Source organism: Rathayibacter sp. YIM 133350 (assembly GCF_037404875.1).
Taxonomy (GTDB): Bacteria; Actinomycetota; Actinomycetes; order Actinomycetales; family Microbacteriaceae; genus Orlajensenia.
The window spans coordinates 81,293-98,239 of sequence record NZ_JBBELO010000033.1 but is presented as its reverse complement, the minus strand read 5'-3'; the positions used below and the strand labels follow the sequence as shown (position 1 = coordinate 98,239).

Below are 16,947 nucleotides of genomic sequence, written 5' to 3'. Positions count from 1 at the left end.
GACGCCCATTACGGAGCGGTTACAATCGATCAGTGCTCATCTGCCTTTCCGCGAGTCACAAGAACTCCAGCTTCGACATGCTGGAGCGCTTGAGCGTGGACGCCGAGCAACTCGGACGCAGCATCGTCGACGGCCACGACAGCCTCAGCGGAGCCGTCGTCGTCGCGACCTGCAACCGCTTCGAGGCCTACCTCGACCTCGATGAGCCCTTCGGCGTCTCGCCGCTGCCTGCGGTGTTCTCGACGCTGGATGCCGTGAGCAGCGCGAGCGGCGTGAGCGCGGAGGAACTGCGGGCGAGCCTCGACCTCGTGCACGGCAACGGGGTGGCTGAGCACCTCTTCTCGGTCTCGGCCGGTTTGGACTCGGTCGTCGTCGGCGAGGGCGAGATCGCCGGTCAGGTGCGTCGCTCGCTCGAGAGCGCCCGTTCGGTCGGAACGACGAGCCCGGAACTCGAGCGGCTCTTCCAGCGGGCATCGCAGACCAGCCGCAGCATCAAGAACCGCACCGGCATCGGCTCGGCGGGGCGCTCGCTCGTACGCCTCGCGCTCGACATGGCCGAGAGCCGCATCCGCGACTGGGCGGCCGCCGAGGTGCTGCTCATCGGCACCGGGCGCTACGCCGGCGCCTCGCTCGCCGCGCTGCGTGATCGCGGCGTCGTGAACGTGCGCGTGTACTCGCCGTCGGGGCGCGGCGTGAAGTTCGCCGCCAACCACGACATCGCGGCGGTCGAGGCGAACGGCCTGCAGCGGGCGATCGCCTCCGCCGATCTGGTCGTGGCCTGCACCGCGACGGCGGCTCACGTGCTCTCGGCGCGCGACCTCGCCGGCATCCCCGCCGGAAAGCGCCGGCTCATCATCGACCTGGGCCTGCCGCGCAACATCGATCCGGATGTCGCGGGCATCGAGGGATTCGACCTGCTCGACCTCGAGACCATCAAGCTGCACGCCCCCCTCGACGAGTTCGACACGGCGGCCGACGAGGCGGCGGCGATGGTGCAGAAGGCCGCACGCAAGTTCGGAACCGTGGCAGAGGAGATCAATCTCGCCCCCGCGGTCGTGGCCCTGCGCTCGCACGTCTTCGACCTGATGGAGGCGGAGATCGCCCGGGCCAACGCCCGCGGCGAGGGTGCCGCTGCGGAACAGGCGCTGCGCCACTTCGCGGGCGTACTGCTGCACACCCCGATGGTGCGTTCGCGCGAGTACGCCCGCAACGGCGAGCCCGAGGCGTGGATCGATGGCCTCGAGGCCGTCTTCGGTGTCGTGCCCGAGGCCGCACCGGCGCGCTCGGCGACCGGCCACCCGACAGCACACCACGGCGACGACGAGCGCGCGGTCGGTTGATGAGCGAAGCCGTCGACGACTTCTTCGCACCTCCCGCCCTCGCACTCCCCTTCGACGCCGCCGCTTGGGACAGCGCTCCCCTGCGTACGGAACGACTCGTGCTCCGCCCGCTGCGCGTCGAGGATTCCGCCGACGTCTGGGAGTACCAGCGCATCGCCGACGTGCTGCGCTTCATCCCGTGGCCGCCCCGCACCCGCGACGAGGGCTATGCGCACACCCTGCGCCGCTCGCAGAGCCGGGTACTGACCGCTGACGGCGACGCCCTCATGCTCGCCGTCGAACTGCCGGGCGAGGCTGCCGTCGAGGGCACCGGTGATCGCGTCATCGGCGACGTGATGCTGCGCGTCGATTCGGTGGATGCCGCCGCTCTCGAGCTCGGCTGGGTCTTCCACCCCGACTTCCAGGACCACGGCTACGCGACCGAGGCGGCCACCGCGGTGCTGCGGGCCGCCTTCCAGCAGGTGAACGCGCACCGGGTCCTGGCACGCCTCGACCCGAGGAACGCGGCATCCGCCGCCATCTGCCGTCGCCTCGGGATGCGGCACGAGGGGCGCGAGCTCGAGTCGTTCTACGACAAGGGCGAGTGGCAGGACGGCGACACCTACGCCATCCTGCGACGCGAGTGGGCGGCCTCCCCGGCCCGCTGACGCGCCCTCACCGCCCGCCGCTGGCCCGCCCGTTGCGCCACTTCGGGCGCCCTTGCGCCAGTCGTTCTGGCGCAACGGCCGGGGAAGTGGCGCAACAGCGTCAGCGAAGCGGGCGCCGGAGCAGGGCGCGCCGGGCGCTCAGGCGCCGCGCAGACGCTCCGCGAGGTAGCCGTACAGCACGTCGAGGCCCACGCGCTCCTGCTGCATCGTGTCACGGTCGCGCACGGTGACGGCGCGGTCCTCGAGCGAGTCGAAGTCGACCGTCACGCAGAACGGCGTGCCGATCTCGTCCTGCCGGCGGTAGCGGCGTCCGATCGCGCCGGCGTCGTCGAAGTCGACGTTCCACGACTCACGGAGGGATGCGGCCACCTCGCGAGCGATCGGCGAGAGGGCCTCGTTGCGCGAGAGCGGAAGCACGGCCACCTTCACCGGCGCCAGGCGCGGGTCGAGCTTGAGCACCGTGCGGGTGTCGACGCCGCCCTTCGCGTTGGGCACCTCCTCTTCGTGGTAGGCATCCACGAGGAAGGCCATCAGCGAGCGGGTGAGGCCGGCCGCAGGCTCGATCACATAGGGCGTCCAGCGCTCGTTCTTCGTCTGGTCGAAGTACGAGAGGTCCTTGCCGGATGCCGCGGAGTGCGTCGAGAGGTCGAAGTCGGTGCGGTTCGCCACGCCCTCGAGCTCGCCGAACTCGCCGCCCTGGAAGCCGAAGCGGTACTCGATGTCGACCGTGCGCTTGGAGTAGTGCGAGAGCTTCTCCTTGGGGTGCTCGAACAGCCGCAGGTTCTCGGGATCGATGCCGAGGCCCACGTACCAGTTGAACCGCAGGTCGATCCAGTACTGGTGCCACTGCTCGTCGGTACCGGGCTCGACGAAGTACTCCATCTCCATCTGCTCGAACTCGCGCGTGCGGAAAATGAAGTTTCCGGGGGTGATCTCGTTGCGGAACGACTTGCCGATCTGGCCGATGCCGAACGGCGGCTTCATCCGCGCCGCCTGCAGCACGTTGGCGAAGTTCACGAAGATGCCCTGGGCCGTCTCGGGCCGCAGGTACTGCAGCCCCGACTCGTCGTCGACGGGCCCGAGGAAGGTCTTCAGCAGGCCCGAGAACGCGCGGGGCTCGGTCCAGGTGTGGCGGTTGCCGCAGTTCGGGCAGGCGATGTCGTCGAGGCCGTTCTCGGGCGCGCGGCCCTTCTTCTCCTCGTACTCCTCCTCGAGGTGGTCGGCCCGGAAGCGCTTGTGGCAGTGCTGGCACTCCACGAGCGGGTCGGTGAAGACCTCGACGTGACCGGATGCCTCCCACACCTGGCGAGGCAGGATGACGCTCGAGTCCAGGCCCACCACGTCGTCGCGGCTCTGCACCATCGTGCGCCACCACTGGCGCTTGATGTTCTCCTTGAGCTCCACGCCGAGGGGCCCGTAGTCCCACGCCGAACGGGATCCACCGTAGATCTCACCCGCCTGGAAGACGAAGCCGCGGTGGCGGGCGAGGGCGATGACGGCGTCGAGACGGCTGGGTGCGGCCATGGTGGCTCCAATGGGGCAGGTGAGTGGGCGAGATGCCCGAACGGTCGAGTACCAATCTTACGGAGCTTCCGCGGAGCTCTCGGCGCCTAGGCTGGCGACATGGCGTTGCCCGAGATCCACACCGCGACCATCGCGCTGATTCGAGACCGCCGCGTGCTCATGGTGACGGCCCGCGGGCGTGAGGTCTACTACATGCCCGGCGGCAAGATCGATCCCGGCGAGGCGCCGGCCGAGGCGGCCGCGCGGGAGGCGTTCGAAGAGGTCTCCCTCACCGTCGACGCCGCCGAGCTGGAGCCGCTCTTCGAGGTGCTCACGCAGGCCCACGGCGAGCCGGAGGGCCGCCTCGTGCGCATGCACGTCTTCGCGGTGAGAACGGATGCCGACCCTGCTCCGTCGGCGGAGGTGGACGCCGTGCACTGGGTGGGCACCGCCGAGGTGCATCACTGCCCGCCGGCGGGCCGTGAGGTGCTGCGCCGTCTCGCCGACGCCGGACTGATCGACTGACCGCGCCCGCTTCTCGCCCCTTCGCTGCCGTGAGCGAATCGTGACCACGGCGCTCGCACCCTCGACGTACCGTTGAGGAATGGGGGAACAACGACGTGCATTCATCATCGGGGGAACCGGCCAGATCGGGTCGGCGGCCGCTCGCCGGCTGATCAGCGACGGATGGGAGGTCACGCTCGCCTCCCGCGGCATCCGCTCGTCGGACACGAACGCGAACGCTCCCGCGATCGAAGGAGCCCGCCACCTGCTGCTGGACCGTGACGACACCGCCGCGCTGCTGAAGGCCGCGCGTGGACACGACCTCGTGCTCGACACCGTCGCCTACACACCGCAGCACGCCGACCAGCTCGTCGCGCTCGGGGATGCGGTGGGTGCCCTCGTGGTCATCTCGACCGGATCGGTCTACGCGGGCACCAACGGCGACGAGCTCTACCTCGAGACGGCCGTCGCCCTCGAGGAATACCCCGACTACCCCGACCCCCTCACCGAAGACCTGCGCATCGTTCCCCGCCCCCGCTCCGGCTCGCGTACGGCGCATTCCTACAGCCCGCTCAAGGCCGAGGTGGAACGGCGGCTGCTCGCGAGCGGCCTGCCGGTCAGCATCCTGAGGCCCGGCGCCATCCACGGTCGCCGCGGCGGGATGCTGCGGGAGTGGTACTTCGTGAAGCGGGCCCTTGACCGGCGGCCGTTCGCACTGCTCGCCTACGACGGCCTCAGCCGGTTCAGCACGTCGGCCACGGCCAACATCGCCGAGCTCGTCGCCCTCAGCGCCGATCGCCCGGCTCGGCGGGTGCTGAATGCGGTCGATGAGGAGAACCTGACCGCCGCCCAGATCGGCGAGACCGTGTTCCGCCTGCTCGGGCACGACGCCGACATCCTCACCTTCGCCGGACCGCCGACGTCCGAAGAGGTCGGCGCCTCGCCCTGGTCGGTGCCGCACCCCATCCACCTGAGCATGGCCAAGGCGAAGGCCGAGCTCGGCTACCGGCAGGTGGTGAGCTACGAGGACAGCCTCGCCGACGACATCCGCTGGTCGCTCGTGACGGTCGCGGAGGCCGAGGAGCGGGGGCTGGGCTGGCGCGAGGCGTTCCCGATGCTGCTCTCGCGCTACGGCGGCGATGCCTGGTTCCCCTATGCCGAAGAGGATGCCTACGTGCGGCGCCATCGCACCGCATCCATGTGGGCCAAGGCCGGCTGAGCAACTCGGCTGAGGCCGACGATGCCCCATGGGGACGCCCGCGAGGAACGCCGGACTGCCCGATCGGGCACGGCCCACCTCGTCGCCCGACGTACCGTGCGGTAATGCCCACCCGTGAGGCGCGAACGGATGCGCCTGCGACCAGTGCCGCGCGCGCCGATGGCATCCGTCGCGCGGCGCCGAGACGACGGCCGAACCCGCGCGTCACCTCGGTCGAGGAACTCCAGGCCGTCGCGGGAAACCGCGCCACCACGCGGGCCGTGCAGACGGTGTCTGCGCCGGCCACCACGCCGGTCTCCGCGCAGGCCCGGGTGCAACGCGAGAGCCCGGCGCCGCCGGGGGCACTCGTGCTGAAGCCCGAAGATCCCGGCGGGCATGTGGGCGACCTCAGCTGGTCCCAGCTGCAGGATGCGATCGACGAGCACCGCCGCTACCTCGCGCAGCAGACGTCCTCATCACCTGAGGTCGTCCGGCGCGAGAACCGGCTCGCCGAGCTCGAGTCCGCACAGCGCGCACGGGCGGGCTCCGCCGCCACGGCCAAGCCTGGGAAGCCGGCCCGCAAGGGGCGCCCCGCGACACCCCTGCCGGAGCGACCGCACTCCCTCGACAACAGCATGGACCTCGCAAAGCTGCCGGCCGGCGCCGTGCGCGCCGAGCTGGATCGCGTGGTCGCCTACCTCGCCGCCGGACCGAGCCGAGCCGACCGGGCGATCCTCGAGCTCGAGCTGCCCTACCTGGAATCGGCGGCGGGGGTGCGCCGCGCCGAGAAGCAGAAGGCCCAGCGCCTCGAGGCGCTCTCCGAGGCACTCTCGCCGACGACCGGCACCGAGGCAGACCAGCTCATCGAGATGCTCACCCGGGTGCAGGATGCCGAACGCGACCCATCGGGCAACGGCACCTGGTACCTCCACTACGGCGACCTCGCCTTCCCGCTGCAGGCCCAGGAGCTCGTGGAGCTGCGCGGCAAGGTCGCCGCCGGGCTCACGGCGGGCGCCGCCGCGGTCAACGGCTTCATCGACGACGTCGAGTCGGCGTGGAAGGAGCGCACCTCGACCAATCGCAAGCACAACATCGTGCACGGCCTCGTGAAGTTCACGACGGGAGCCGACGACATCCCGCGGTCGGACATCGACAGGATGGTGAGCGTCGGCAACACCTTCATGGCCCGGGTGCGCCAGCGCGGGGCGGCCGGTGCCCTCGTGCTCGCCGGCGGCGACCTGCTCATCATGGACCGGTTCGCACGGCACTGGGCGCAGAAGGTCGGCCAGTGGGAGTCCACGCTGATGGGAGGCGCCGGCCGCTGGGTGCTCGCCCTCACCATCCTCAAGGAGTCGCTCGGACTCATCGCCGGCGTGGGTGCGGCGGGGTTTGCTGCCAAGGCAGGCGGCGGCCTCGCCGGCGTTCTGAAGGCCGGCGGCACCATCGCCTCCATCACGACCGCCACCGGCGCGATCGCCGGCGGCGTCTCGTCGGCCGTCACCGGCCGCGACGTGGTCAGCGGTGTGCGAGCCGGCGGCGGTGCAGGCTTCGGAGTCGGTGCGAACGCCCTCACGGCGGGCACCTCCCGCATCGCCTCGATCGCGGATGCGGCGAAGGCGAGCGGAGCCGCAGCCAAGGCATTCGCGGTCGGCAAGGCGGTGGCCCTCGACGCCGGCGTGAACGTGGCCACCGGCGTCACGCAGGCGGCGATCGAGGGCAACGACAAGGGATCGGCGGCGCTCGGCGCGCTCGCGATGTCGCCGATCAACACGCTGGGCGGCGGACTGGTCGATGCCTATGCAGAGGGCAAGGCCGCGCTCACGGTCGGAAAGGCGTTCGTGGGCGGCACCGCGGGTGTCGCGGGCGCGGCCGCCACCGGCTCCGACCTCAAGTCGGGCGCCCTGCTGGGAGCGGGCGGCGGCGCCTACGGGGAACTCTCCTCACCGGCGCACGCCTCCGCCGAAACGGATGCGGTGCCCGCGCCCGAGAACGCGAAAGCCCCGGAGCAGACGCCTGAAGCGAGGGGGTCCGGCCCGTCGCCGGCGGCCTCGCCGAGCGGCGGAGAGGTCCTGCCGCCGGAGCTGCTCTCGATCTTCATCGCGGCCGCACACGGGAGCGCCGCTGCGCCGACGCCGGCCCCGGCCGCGGCGAGCGCGGTCCCTGCCCCGCCACCATCTGGCGCGCCCGCCGACGAGCGCATGTTCACGCCGGGCGAGGTCGACGCTCACCTCGCCGGACTCGAGGACGACGTCGGCGGGCACAACGCCGACGGCGCGAACCTGTACTCCGTCTCCGGCGGAGCCCTGCGTGATGCCCGTTTCTCGCGCACGGACGGGTCGGCGCTCGATGTGGGCGGCATCGCCCGGGTGGGCGTTCAGGAGGGCAACGCCCCGCTCTCGGCGGCAGATCCGCATCCCCCGACCGCCGCCGCGCCGCTGCCTCCCGAGACCTGGCTGCTCGATCCGGCGCGCGCGAACCTCGCAGACCCGGCGCTCATCGCCGACGAACAGTTCCGTCCCAACCGCACGGACGGCGCCTACGACGTGCGCAACGCCCAGATCGTCGCGGGTCCTGACGGCGAGCGCATCACGACTCCCGCGGGGCCGATGTTCGGTCCTGACCGTGTCGTCGGCGGTGCGATGGGCGCCGCGTTCGACCCCACCACGCCGGGATGGATCCCGGCCGAGCCGCCCTATGCGCGCCCCTTCAACCCGCTGGGCCAGGATGCGGCGTTCCAGCCGAGGACGACGGACGAGTGGCACGCCTGGGAGCAGACCCACGGCCCCCTCACCGAACAGGAGCGCTACGCGCTGTGGTTCTACAGCGACGACCTCTCCGGGCATCTCAACCGCGACCTGCGTGGGCAGGCACCGGCGGAGTTCGTCACCGACCCGCATGCGGCAGCGGCCGCGGCGAGCGTGCTCGACCGGTCGATGCGCGCGGTTCCCTTCGACACCGTGGTGCACCGTCGCGCCTCGCTGAGTGAATTCCGCGCCCTCGGGGTGACCGATCCAGCGCAGCTGGCCGCTCGGATCGGCCAGACCTACACGCAGCACGCCTATGAGAGCACCTCGATCGAAGCCGGTCACTGGAGCGGGGCCGTCGACATGGTCATCGAGGTGCCCAAGGGCACGCGAGGGCGCTATCTCGGCGGCGAGACGGGCGCCGCGCCGCAGACCAACCCGGTGCGGCCCGAGCCCGGCGCGCCTCTCGCATCCATGCCGGCCGAGGTGGAATTCCTCATCGAGCGCGGCACGTCGTTCACCATTCAGAACGCCACGCACGACGCGGCCACTGGCCGGTGGACGGTGCACGTGCGCGTCGCCGCCCAGGGCGAGCCGCCCGCCGGTCCGTGAGGGAACCGCGGCGGACGAGCGGACGGTCAGCGGTGCCGAAGCGCCTCGCGCGTGATCTCGTCCACGCGGTTCAGGCCGGCGAGGCCGAGGGTGATGTCGAACTCCGCGATGATGTTGCGCACCACCTCGCTCACGCCGCGCGCCCCCGCCGCTGCGAGCCCGTAGGCGTAGGGCCGGCCGATCGCCACGGCGCTGGCTCCGAGCGCGAGCGCGATGAAGGCATCCGCCCCGCCGCGGATGCCGCTGTCGAAGATCACCGGAGCCCGGCCCCCGACGCGCTCGACCACCCCGGGCAACGCTTCGAGTGCGGCAACGGAGTCATCGACCTGGCGGCCGCCGTGGTTCGAGACCCAGACGCCATCGACGCCGGCGTCCATCGCCCGTCCGGCGTCGTCGGGATGCAGCACGCCTTTGAGCACGACGGGCAGGCTCGTCCATTCGCGCAGCCTGTCGAGATCGGCCCAGGTGAGCGCCGGCTGGGCGAAGACCTCGAGGAAGGTCTCGACCGCGGCACGGGGAAGCGGCGAGCGGATGGCGGCCCCCCATCCCCCGGGTACGACCCGTGTGCCGCTGTTCGCCCGCGCCATGCGCAGGGCGGCGGCGATGGCCTTGGGCGTCACCTTGACGGCGGGCAGGGTGGTGTCGGCCGCACGAGCCGCGTGTTCGCGCACCAGGCCGGCGAAGACGGGGTCGCTCGTGTACTGCGCGATGCCCTGGCCGCGGGCGAACGGCAGGAACGCGAGGTCGATGTCGCGCGCCCGCCAGCCCAGCAGGTGGGTGTCGAGGGTCACCACGATGGCCTCGCAGCCGCTGTCCTCCGCCCGACGCGCGAGGCTCGCGTTGAGCTCGTCGCTTCGGCTCCAGTACAGCTGGAACCAGCGCGAGCGCGACGGCCCCGTCGCATCCATCGCCACGGCCACGTCTTCCATCGACCGGGACGCCTGGTTCGACAGCACGTACGGCACGCCGAGGGCGGCGGCTGCCCGCCCGACCGCGATGTCGGCCTCCGGATGCGCGAGCTCCATGACCCCGAGCGGCGCGAGCAGGAACGGCGTCGAGCGTCGGCGGCCGAGCAGCTCGATGCTCAGGTCGCGCTCGGCGACGTCGGCGAGCACCCGCGGCCAGATCTGCCAGTCGCCGAAGGCCGCACGATTGGCGGCCATCGTGCGCTCGGTTCCAGCCCCGCCCGCAAGGTAGTCGAATGCCTCCCGGCTGATCGCGGCACGCGCCGCGCGCTCGAGGGCGTCGGCGCTTGCGGGAACAGCGGGCAGGATGCCGCTGATGCCCTTGCGATACACCGCGGACTGCACCGCCCGGGCGAACCCGCCCCCGCCGGCGGCCGTGCTGCGTTCTGTGTGCTCCACCGCGCCTCCTCAGCGCCATTGAATCATGCAACCGAGCCGCGGGAGCGACGGGGCCGGCCGTGCGGCCGGCATGGTAGAACCGGAAGATGACCGCGCGCCGCGATTACCGTCCCCGTGATGGTCGATCACCCGAGATCGAGGACGATCTCAGCGGCCCCGCCATCGTCTCCCCCCAGCCGGGAAGCGCCCGTTGGACCGATGCATTCACCGGCACGAGGGCCGCGCGGCTCTGGCACGGCCTCGTGGCGGTCATGGCGTTCGCCGGCATCGGCATGGAGCTGTGGACGGCCATCGCCGACACGGTGGCGAGCGGCCCGGCCGCTGTAGCCGCGCGCCTGGCCTACCTGTTCTGCTACTTCACGATCCTCTCGAACACCCTCCTCGCCGTCACGTCTGTCCTGCTCGTGCTCGATCCGCGGAGGGACGGTCCGATCTTCCGCGTGGCACGCCTGGACGCCGTGCTCTGCATCGCCGTGACGGGCATCGTCTACAACACGGTGCTGTCGGGCCTGCGCGACCTCACCGAGGCGGGCATCGTCTCGAACTTCCTGCTGCACCAGGGCGGCCCGCTGCTCGCCGTCGTGGGATGGTTCGTCGTGGGCCCCCGACCCCGGGCCGACCGACGCACCGTGGTGTGGTCGATGGCGGCGCCGCTGGCCTGGATCGCCTACACCTTCGCAGCGGGCGCGATCTCGGGCTTCTACCCGTACCCGTTCATGCAGGCCGATGTGATCGGCTATCCCGCTGCACTGCTCGGCACGGGCATCGTCGTCGTGATCTTCCTCGTGCTGGCGAGCATCCTCGGTCGGCTCGACACCCGGCTGGGGCCGGTGCCGACCGCCTGAGGCTCAGTGCACGTACTCGAGCAGGTCGAGCCCGATCTGGCGCATGCCGTCGAGAACCGCCAACCGGGCGGTGAGGTTGGTGTCGGCGAAGTACATCGAGACGGCATAGGTCACCGCCGCACGCGGACCGCGCAGCACCCCCACCTCGGCGCGCACCCCGCCGTCGGTTCCGGTCTTGTTGACCAGCAGGATGCCGTGGTCGACCGAGCGGTGCGCGAGCGGGTCGAGGCCGAAAGCGCTCGCCACCATCGAGAAGTCGGCGTTGAGCGAGAGCCAGCCGATGACCCGCTGCGAGACCTCCCGCGAGACCACCTCTCCGCGGGCGAGCGCCGCGAACAGCCACGTCAGCTCGTTGGCCGATCCGATCGAGAGCTGCGGTGCATCATCCGGCCCGCGATGATCGCGAACGAGGTCGAGCAGTGCCGTGTGCTTCAGCCCGAGCTGCTCGGTGCGCGCGCGCACCGCCTCGAGCCCAACGGTGCGGATGAGCACGTTGGTGGCCAGGTTGTCGCTCGTGGCCCCGACGAGGGCGGCGAGGTCGCCGATGGGCAGCGCCGGGGCCTGCAGGTGCTGCCAGATGCCCGAGTCGCCCACGAAGTCGCTCGAGGCCCGGTCCAGGATGACGTAGCCGTTGAAGTCGGGCTCGGAGAGGCGCGCGGCCACCTCGACGAGCAGCAGCACCTTGCCGATGGATGCCGTGGGCATGACCACGTGGTCATCGACCGAGAACAGCACGCGGCCCGTGGCGAGGTCGGTCGCGCGTGCCGAGACCTGCACTCCGTTGACGGCGAGCGAGCCGAGCGCCGTGAATCCGCGGGAGAAGTTCTCGTTCCCCTCGCTTCCGAGGTGCTTTCCTTCGCGAGTCGAGGTGTGCCGGGCACGCCGTTCGGACTGGCTCGCGGGGATGGTCAACGGCTTCTCTCTCAAGGCACGTGCGGCGATGGACTCAGGGCAGCATAACCCGAACTGGGCACAGCGATCTGCGCGCCAGCCGAGCGCCTGGCGGCACTCACCAGATGGCGACGCGTTCCTGCGCCGGCAGCCACAGCGCATCCGCCTCGCCCACGCCGAAGGCGTCGTAGAAGGCGTCGATGTTGCGCACGATCTGGTTGCAGCGGAACTCGTTCGGTGAGTGCGGATCGATGGCCAGCAGCCGGATGACCTCGGCGTCGCGGGCCTTCAACTGCCAGGACTGCGCCCAGGCGAGGAAGAACCGCTGTGCTCCGGTGAGGCCGTCGATGACGGGCGGTTCGGCTCCTTCGAGCGAGATGAGGTAGGCCTTCCAGGCGATGGCGAGGCCGCCGAGGTCGCCGATGTTCTCGCCGATCGTGAGGGCGCCGTTCACGTGGTGATCGGGCACCTGCGCCGGCGCGAGGGCGTCGTACTGGGCGATGAGCGAGCTCGTGCGCTGCTCGAACGCGGCGCGGTCCTGCTCGGTCCACCAGTCGGTGAGGCGGCCGTCGCCGTCGTACTTGGATCCCTGGTCATCGAAGCCGTGACCGATCTCGTGCCCGATCACCGCTCCGATGGCGCCGTAGTTGGCCGCGGCATCCCGGTCGGGGCTGAAGAAGGGGTACTGCAGGATGGCGGCGGGGAACACGATCTCGTTGAAGCCGGGGTTGTAGTACGCGTTGATGGTCTGCGGCGTCATGAACCATTCGTCGCGGTCGAGCGGCTTGCCGATCTTGCCGAGTTCGCGGTTGAACTCGAACTCGCTCGTTGCCCGGACGTTGCCGACGAGGTCATCCGCGCTCACCTGGAGCGAGGAGTAGTCCCGCCACTTCGCGGGGAAGCCGATCTTCGGGGTGAACTTCTCGAGCTTCTCCAGTGCACGCTCGCGCGTCTGCTCGCCCATCCACGGCAGCTGCGAGATCGACTGCCGGTACGCCTCGATGAGGTTTGCGACGAGCACGTCCATGGCCTGCTTGGATGCCGGCGGGAAGAACCGCTCGACGTAGATGCGCCCGACCGCCTCGCCCATGGCTCCCTCGACGAGCGAGACGCCGCGCTTCCAGCGGGCCCGCATCTCGGGAGCGCCGGTGAGGGTGCGGCCGTAGAAGTCGAAGTTCGCCTCGACGAAGGCGGTGGAGAGGTACGCGGCGTTCGAGCGGATGACCTGCCAGGCGAGCCAGTCGCGCCAGCCATCGAGATGCTCCTCGGTGAGCAGTTCGCCGAGGCCGCCGAGGAACTCGGGCTGGCGCACGACGAGCTCGGAGAAGGCGCCGGCCGGAGCTCCCATCGCGTCGAGCCAGATGTCGAGGTCGGCTCCGCCGGCCTGCCGCACGCTATCGACGACGTCGGACCACGACCGCAGGTTGTAGGTCTTCTCGCTGTCACGCGATGCCACGTTGTCCCAGTGGTGACCGGCGATGGCCGTCTCGAGGGCGAAGATGCGCTCCGCGCGCTCGGCCGCGTCGTCCAGGCCGGCGAGTGCGAGCATCCGCTCGAGGTGGGCGCGGTAGCTCTCACGGATGGCTGCGAACTTCTCGTCGCGGAAGTAGCTCTCATCGGGCAGACCGATGCCGCCCTGTTCGAGGAAGACGAGGTAGCGCTCGGGATCGCCCGGGTCGTTGTCGACGAACAGCTGCGCGAAGCCGCTCACGCCGTGCTTCTCGAGCGCGCCGAGCGCGCTCAACAGGTCGGGCACGGCGCGCACGGATGCGGCGAGCGCGAGCTGCTCCGCGATGGGCTCGACGCCCAGCGCCTCGATGCGCTCCTCGTCCATGAAGCTCGCGAACAGGTCGCCCACCTTGCGCGCCTCCACCGCATCCTCGGCCGGCCCGGTGGTGCCGTCGGCGGCCTCGAGGATGATGTCGTGCACGGCCTTCTCGGCCTCCTCGTGCAGCAGGTAGAACGACCCGTAGCGCGCCTTGTCGGCGGGGATCTCGGTGCGCTGGATCCACTTGCCGTTCACGTGCCGGAAGAGGTCGTCCTGGGGGCGGACGGCGGGGTCGAGTTCGTCGAGGGCGATGCCGGATGCGAGGGGTTCGGTCATTGCATCAGCCTATGGGTGCCGGCATGCTGAACGCGCGGGTGACCTGCGGGCTCTCGTGGCGCCGATCATTCACACCCGCCGCCCACGTGGATCATGCCGACACGCTGATCGCCCGCGGCGCGACCTCAGGGCCGAGCCGGCCGCTGCGCGTACCACTCCTCGAGGAGTTGAGGCAGTCGGCGTTCCACGAAGGTGAAGAACTCCGCCATCTCCTGAACCCGCTGGGCTCCCGTCGCATCCTCATTCCCGAACGCGGGCCGCGCCGCCTTGGCGAGCGCGAGGATCGTGTCGTACGTCGGATTGTGGCCGAGGGTGGCCGCGTACCAGGCGTGGGCGGGCAGGTCGTAGCGATCCAGCCTCGAGCCCTGCTGCGAGACCCGGTGCACCATCCGCACCGTCTGGAGGTAGCGGACCGCGCCCGAGATGGCGGCCGCGCTGACGCCGAGGTAGTCGGCCAGCTCCGGCGCCGTCAGGCCGTCGGAGTCCGAGACCATCAGGGCCATGAGCACGCGCGCGGGCATGCGAGGAAAGCCGGCCGCCGTCAGGGCCGCAGCCGACTGCTCCACGTAGTCGGCGATCGCCTTCTCGTCGCGTGCCACCCGTTCATCCTCCCAGTGCCAGGTCACGCCGGCGCACGAGCGCCACCGATGCCGCCGCCGCGAGAACGCCGAGCGCGAGCATGACCCAGGCCGCCCCCCAATCGGCGTCATCCGCCGTCACGAGGGGCGTATGGCTGAAGGGGGATGCGTCGCGCACCCAGTCGGGCAATCCGAAGAGGCCGCCGAACTGGCCGATGAAGATGGCGACGAGAACGATCGCCCAGCCGAGCGCGATCGTCCAGCGTGGCAGCAGGGCGAAAACGACCGCCACGATGGCGGCGAGCAGCAGAGCCGCCGGCAGTTGCGCGAGCGCCGCCTCGGCAATGGTGCGGAAGCGCTCGGAGGACGCTCCGGATGCGGCAGCGCCGATGAAGGTGCCCGCCATCCCGGCGGCGAGCACGGTGACGGCGCTCACGAGGGCCAACAGCAGGTAGCCGCCGAACCAGTGCACGCGCGAGACCGGGGCGGAGAGCACGGTCTCGACCGTGCCGGAAGCCTCATCCTGACGCGCGCGGACGATCGTCTGCACCCCGGCCACTGCGGCCAGCGCTCCCATGATGGCGAACATGGCGACGATGAATACGTCGGCGAACGTGCCCTGGGCGTTCGGGCCCGCGAGGCTGCCCACGGTATGGCCGAGGTTCTCCTGCAGGTCGCCGCCGACCCCCTCGGTGAGAACCTGCGCGAGTCCGCCGACGAAGAGCCCGAGCAGGCCGGCGGCGATCGCCCAGCCGATGACGGCGTTGCGCAACTGGCGCACCGTGAGGCCGATCGGGCCGGCGAGCGTCGCCGGAGCCGTGAGGCGGCCGCGGCGCTCGGGCACGAGGCTCGCGTCGAGGTCGCGTTGCGAGCGCAGCGCGAACACGACCGCGAAGAGTGCGACGCCCACGATGAGGGCGACGAGCAGCGGCGACCAGTTCGGCCGTGAGAACGGCAGGGTCAGTGCGCCCCAGCCCGAGGGGCTGGCCCACATGAGTCCGCTCGGCGTCATGGAGAGCCCGTCCTCGTTCACGGTGCCCCGGGCGTCGGCGACGCCCCGCACGAGGTAGGCCGCACCGGCGATGGTCGCCGCGAGCGCGTTCGCGCCGCGAGAGGTGCGCATCAGCTGGGCGCACAGCAGGCCGATGCCCAGGAACACGACTCCGTTCGTCGCCATCGCGAGGCCGGCCAGCAGCACCCCTTCGGCACGCGCGCCGTAGAGTGCGAACCCCGTGGCGTAGAGAACGCTGAGCACGGCCGTGGCGAGGATGCCCTCGATGCTCGTCGCCACGAGCGGCAGAAGGCGTCCGGCGGGAGTGGACTCGACGAGCTCCGCCCGTCCGGCCTCCTCGTCTCCGCGTGAGTGGCGCACTGCGAGGAAGGTGGCCATGAGCGCCACCAGGATGGCGGTGAAGCCGTAGAGCAGCATGAACTGGAAGGCGTCGGTCTGCGTGCCCTGCGGGGTGCCGCGCAGCACGAGCACGCTCGGTGTCTGGATGAGCAGCCGGATCACCTCGGCGCGATCCTTCTCGGTTCCGTACTGGGCCGCGACCGCGCTGTGGCCCACGAGCGAGAGCACCGCGATGCCGAGCGCCCAGCTGAGCAACTGCCAGCGGTCGCGGAGCAGACGCTGCCGCAGCAGCGGCCAGAGGGTGCTCATCGGGATGCCTCGGCCACCGGCTCGGCGGGGACCTCATCGTGGTAGTGCCGCATGAAGAGCTCCTCCAGGCTCGGCGGAGTGATCGTGAGGCCGCCGACGTTCAGCGCGGCGAGGCGCGGAAGCAGGCCGGTCACGGCATCCGCGTCGGTGGTGAAGCGCACGCGCGCACCGTCGACGGCGAGGTCGTGGGCACCGGGAAGGGCAGACAGGGCGGCCGGATCGATGCCGGCAGACGAGAACGAGATCTCGGTGCGGGTGAGGTGGCGCAGTTCGGCGAGCGTTCCGGACTCGACCGTCTTGCCCGCCCGGATGATGCTCACGCGATCGCAGAGGTGCTCGACCTCGCCGAGGATGTGGCTGGAGAGCAGAACGGTGGCCCCGTCGGCGAGCACCGACGTGACCTCGCTGCGGAACACCGCCTCCATCAGGGGGTCGAGGCCCGACGTCGGCTCGTCGAGGATGTAGAGGTCGGCCGGCGTGGCGAGCGCCGCGATGAGGGCGACCTTCTGGCGGTTGCCCTTCGAATAGGTACGGCCCTTCTTGGTCGGGTCGAACTGGAAGACGTCGACGAGGTGGGCACGTCGCTGCGTGTAGTCGCGGGTCGCCGTGGCTCCGGAGCCTCCGCGCAGTCGGGCGATGAGGTCGATGGCCTCGCCGCCGCTGAGGTTGGGCCACAGGTTCACGTCGCCGGGCACGTAGGCGATGCGCTCGTGCAGCGCCACGGCATCCTTCCACGGGTCGCGGCCGAACAGGCTCACCTCGCCGCCGGTGGCCTTGATCAGGCCGAGCAGCACGCGGATGGTCGTGGACTTCCCGGCACCGTTGGGGCCGAGGAAGCCGTGCACCTCGCCGGCGGCGACGCTGAGGTCGAGTCCGTCGAGGGCGCACACGCGGCCGAAGTGCTTCTGCAGGCCGCGCGTCTGGATGATGGTGTTCATGGCGCTCACGCTACGCCCG

Annotated in this window: 13 protein-coding genes; 6 read left to right on the top strand and 7 right to left on the bottom strand. The window is 71.0% G+C overall.

Annotation, left to right across the window (positions count from 1 at the left end):
- Positions 1-32 precede the first annotated feature (32 nt).
- Together WDJ51_RS10960 and WDJ51_RS10955 are read left to right on the top strand one after the other, a co-directional pair.
- Entirely contained in the window at positions 33-1,340 is a 1,308-nt protein-coding gene (locus WDJ51_RS10960; RefSeq protein WP_337852498.1) for a glutamyl-tRNA reductase, read from the top strand.
- On the top strand, positions 1,340-1,987 hold the full coding sequence (locus WDJ51_RS10955; protein ID WP_337852497.1) for a GNAT family N-acetyltransferase: 648 nt from the start codon (positions 1,340-1,342) through the stop codon (positions 1,985-1,987). The genes WDJ51_RS10960 and WDJ51_RS10955 overlap by 1 nt, the downstream gene beginning before the upstream one ends.
- Before the next feature lie 138 nt (positions 1,988-2,125).
- On the opposite strand, the gene WDJ51_RS10950 is transcribed toward WDJ51_RS10955, so the two are convergent.
- Entirely contained in the window at positions 2,126-3,511 is a 1,386-nt protein-coding gene (locus WDJ51_RS10950; protein WP_337852496.1) for a glycine--tRNA ligase, read from the bottom strand.
- Positions 3,512-3,610: 99 nt separating this feature from the next.
- Between WDJ51_RS10950 and WDJ51_RS10945 the strand changes: the two genes are divergently transcribed.
- The 3 genes from WDJ51_RS10945 (at position 3,611) to WDJ51_RS10935 (ending at position 8,548) form a co-directional block, all read left to right on the top strand.
- On the top strand, positions 3,611-4,015 hold the full coding sequence (locus WDJ51_RS10945; RefSeq protein WP_337852495.1) for an NUDIX hydrolase: 405 nt from the start codon (positions 3,611-3,613) through the stop codon (positions 4,013-4,015).
- 79 nt (positions 4,016-4,094) lie between these two features.
- A complete protein-coding gene (locus tag WDJ51_RS10940; protein WP_337852494.1) occupies positions 4,095-5,213 on the top strand; it encodes an NAD-dependent epimerase/dehydratase family protein in 1,119 nt (372 codons plus the stop codon).
- 104 nt (positions 5,214-5,317) lie between these two features.
- Complete coding sequence (locus tag WDJ51_RS10935; protein WP_337852493.1) at positions 5,318-8,548, top strand: ADP-ribosyltransferase; 3,231 nt, start codon at positions 5,318-5,320, stop codon at positions 8,546-8,548.
- A gap of 26 nt (positions 8,549-8,574) precedes the next feature.
- On the opposite strand, the gene WDJ51_RS10930 is transcribed toward WDJ51_RS10935, so the two are convergent.
- Positions 8,575-9,912, bottom strand: a complete 1,338-nt coding sequence (locus WDJ51_RS10930; RefSeq protein WP_337852492.1) for an alpha-hydroxy-acid oxidizing protein — start codon at positions 9,910-9,912, stop codon at positions 8,575-8,577.
- A gap of 86 nt (positions 9,913-9,998) precedes the next feature.
- On the opposite strand from WDJ51_RS10930, the gene WDJ51_RS10925 reads away from it, so the two are divergent.
- On the top strand, positions 9,999-10,757 hold the full coding sequence (locus WDJ51_RS10925) for a Pr6Pr family membrane protein (RefSeq protein ID WP_337852491.1): 759 nt from the start codon (positions 9,999-10,001) through the stop codon (positions 10,755-10,757).
- Between the two features lie 3 nt (positions 10,758-10,760).
- Here the strand turns inward: WDJ51_RS10925 and WDJ51_RS10920 are convergent, their stop codons facing one another.
- The 5 genes from WDJ51_RS10920 to WDJ51_RS10900 all read right to left on the bottom strand — a co-directional run bounded on the left by WDJ51_RS10920 (position 10,761) and on the right by WDJ51_RS10900 (position 16,928).
- Positions 10,761-11,669, bottom strand: coding sequence for a serine hydrolase (locus WDJ51_RS10920; protein WP_337852490.1), 909 nt, complete (start codon positions 11,667-11,669; stop codon positions 10,761-10,763).
- Between the two features lie 97 nt (positions 11,670-11,766).
- Positions 11,767-13,752 carry a M13 family metallopeptidase gene (locus WDJ51_RS10915; protein ID WP_337852489.1) on the bottom strand — a complete coding sequence of 662 codons (1,986 nt, stop codon included), beginning with the start codon at positions 13,750-13,752 and terminating at the stop codon, positions 11,767-11,769.
- Between the two features lie 125 nt (positions 13,753-13,877).
- Positions 13,878-14,351, bottom strand: coding sequence for a GbsR/MarR family transcriptional regulator (locus WDJ51_RS10910; RefSeq protein WP_337852488.1), 474 nt, complete (start codon positions 14,349-14,351; stop codon positions 13,878-13,880).
- A 4-nt stretch (positions 14,352-14,355) separates the two neighbouring features.
- Positions 14,356-15,990 carry an ABC transporter permease gene (locus tag WDJ51_RS10905; RefSeq protein WP_337852487.1) on the bottom strand — a complete coding sequence of 545 codons (1,635 nt, stop codon included), beginning with the start codon at positions 15,988-15,990 and terminating at the stop codon, positions 14,356-14,358.
- Positions 15,987-16,928, bottom strand: a complete 942-nt coding sequence (locus WDJ51_RS10900) for an ABC transporter ATP-binding protein (protein WP_337852486.1) — start codon at positions 16,926-16,928, stop codon at positions 15,987-15,989. The genes WDJ51_RS10905 and WDJ51_RS10900 overlap by 4 nt, the downstream gene beginning before the upstream one ends.
- Positions 16,929-16,947: the final 19 nt, after the last annotated feature.

Coding starts and splice junctions, on each gene's coding strand:
- WDJ51_RS10955 (WP_337852497.1), top strand. CDS start 1,340: ATGAGCGAAGCCGTCGACGACTTCTTCGCACCTCCCGCCCTCGCACTC.
- WDJ51_RS10950 (WP_337852496.1), bottom strand. CDS start 3,511: ATGGCCGCACCCAGCCGTCTCGACGCCGTCATCGCCCTCGCCCGCCAC.
- WDJ51_RS10945 (WP_337852495.1), top strand. CDS start 3,611: ATGGCGTTGCCCGAGATCCACACCGCGACCATCGCGCTGATTCGAGAC.
- WDJ51_RS10940 (WP_337852494.1), top strand. CDS start 4,095: ATGGGGGAACAACGACGTGCATTCATCATCGGGGGAACCGGCCAGATC.
- WDJ51_RS10935 (WP_337852493.1), top strand. CDS start 5,318: ATGCCCACCCGTGAGGCGCGAACGGATGCGCCTGCGACCAGTGCCGCG.
- WDJ51_RS10925 (WP_337852491.1), top strand. CDS start 9,999: ATGACCGCGCGCCGCGATTACCGTCCCCGTGATGGTCGATCACCCGAG.
- WDJ51_RS10915 (WP_337852489.1), bottom strand. CDS start 13,752: ATGACCGAACCCCTCGCATCCGGCATCGCCCTCGACGAACTCGACCCC.
- WDJ51_RS10905 (WP_337852487.1), bottom strand. CDS start 15,990: ATGAGCACCCTCTGGCCGCTGCTGCGGCAGCGTCTGCTCCGCGACCGC.
- WDJ51_RS10900 (WP_337852486.1), bottom strand. CDS start 16,928: ATGAACACCATCATCCAGACGCGCGGCCTGCAGAAGCACTTCGGCCGC.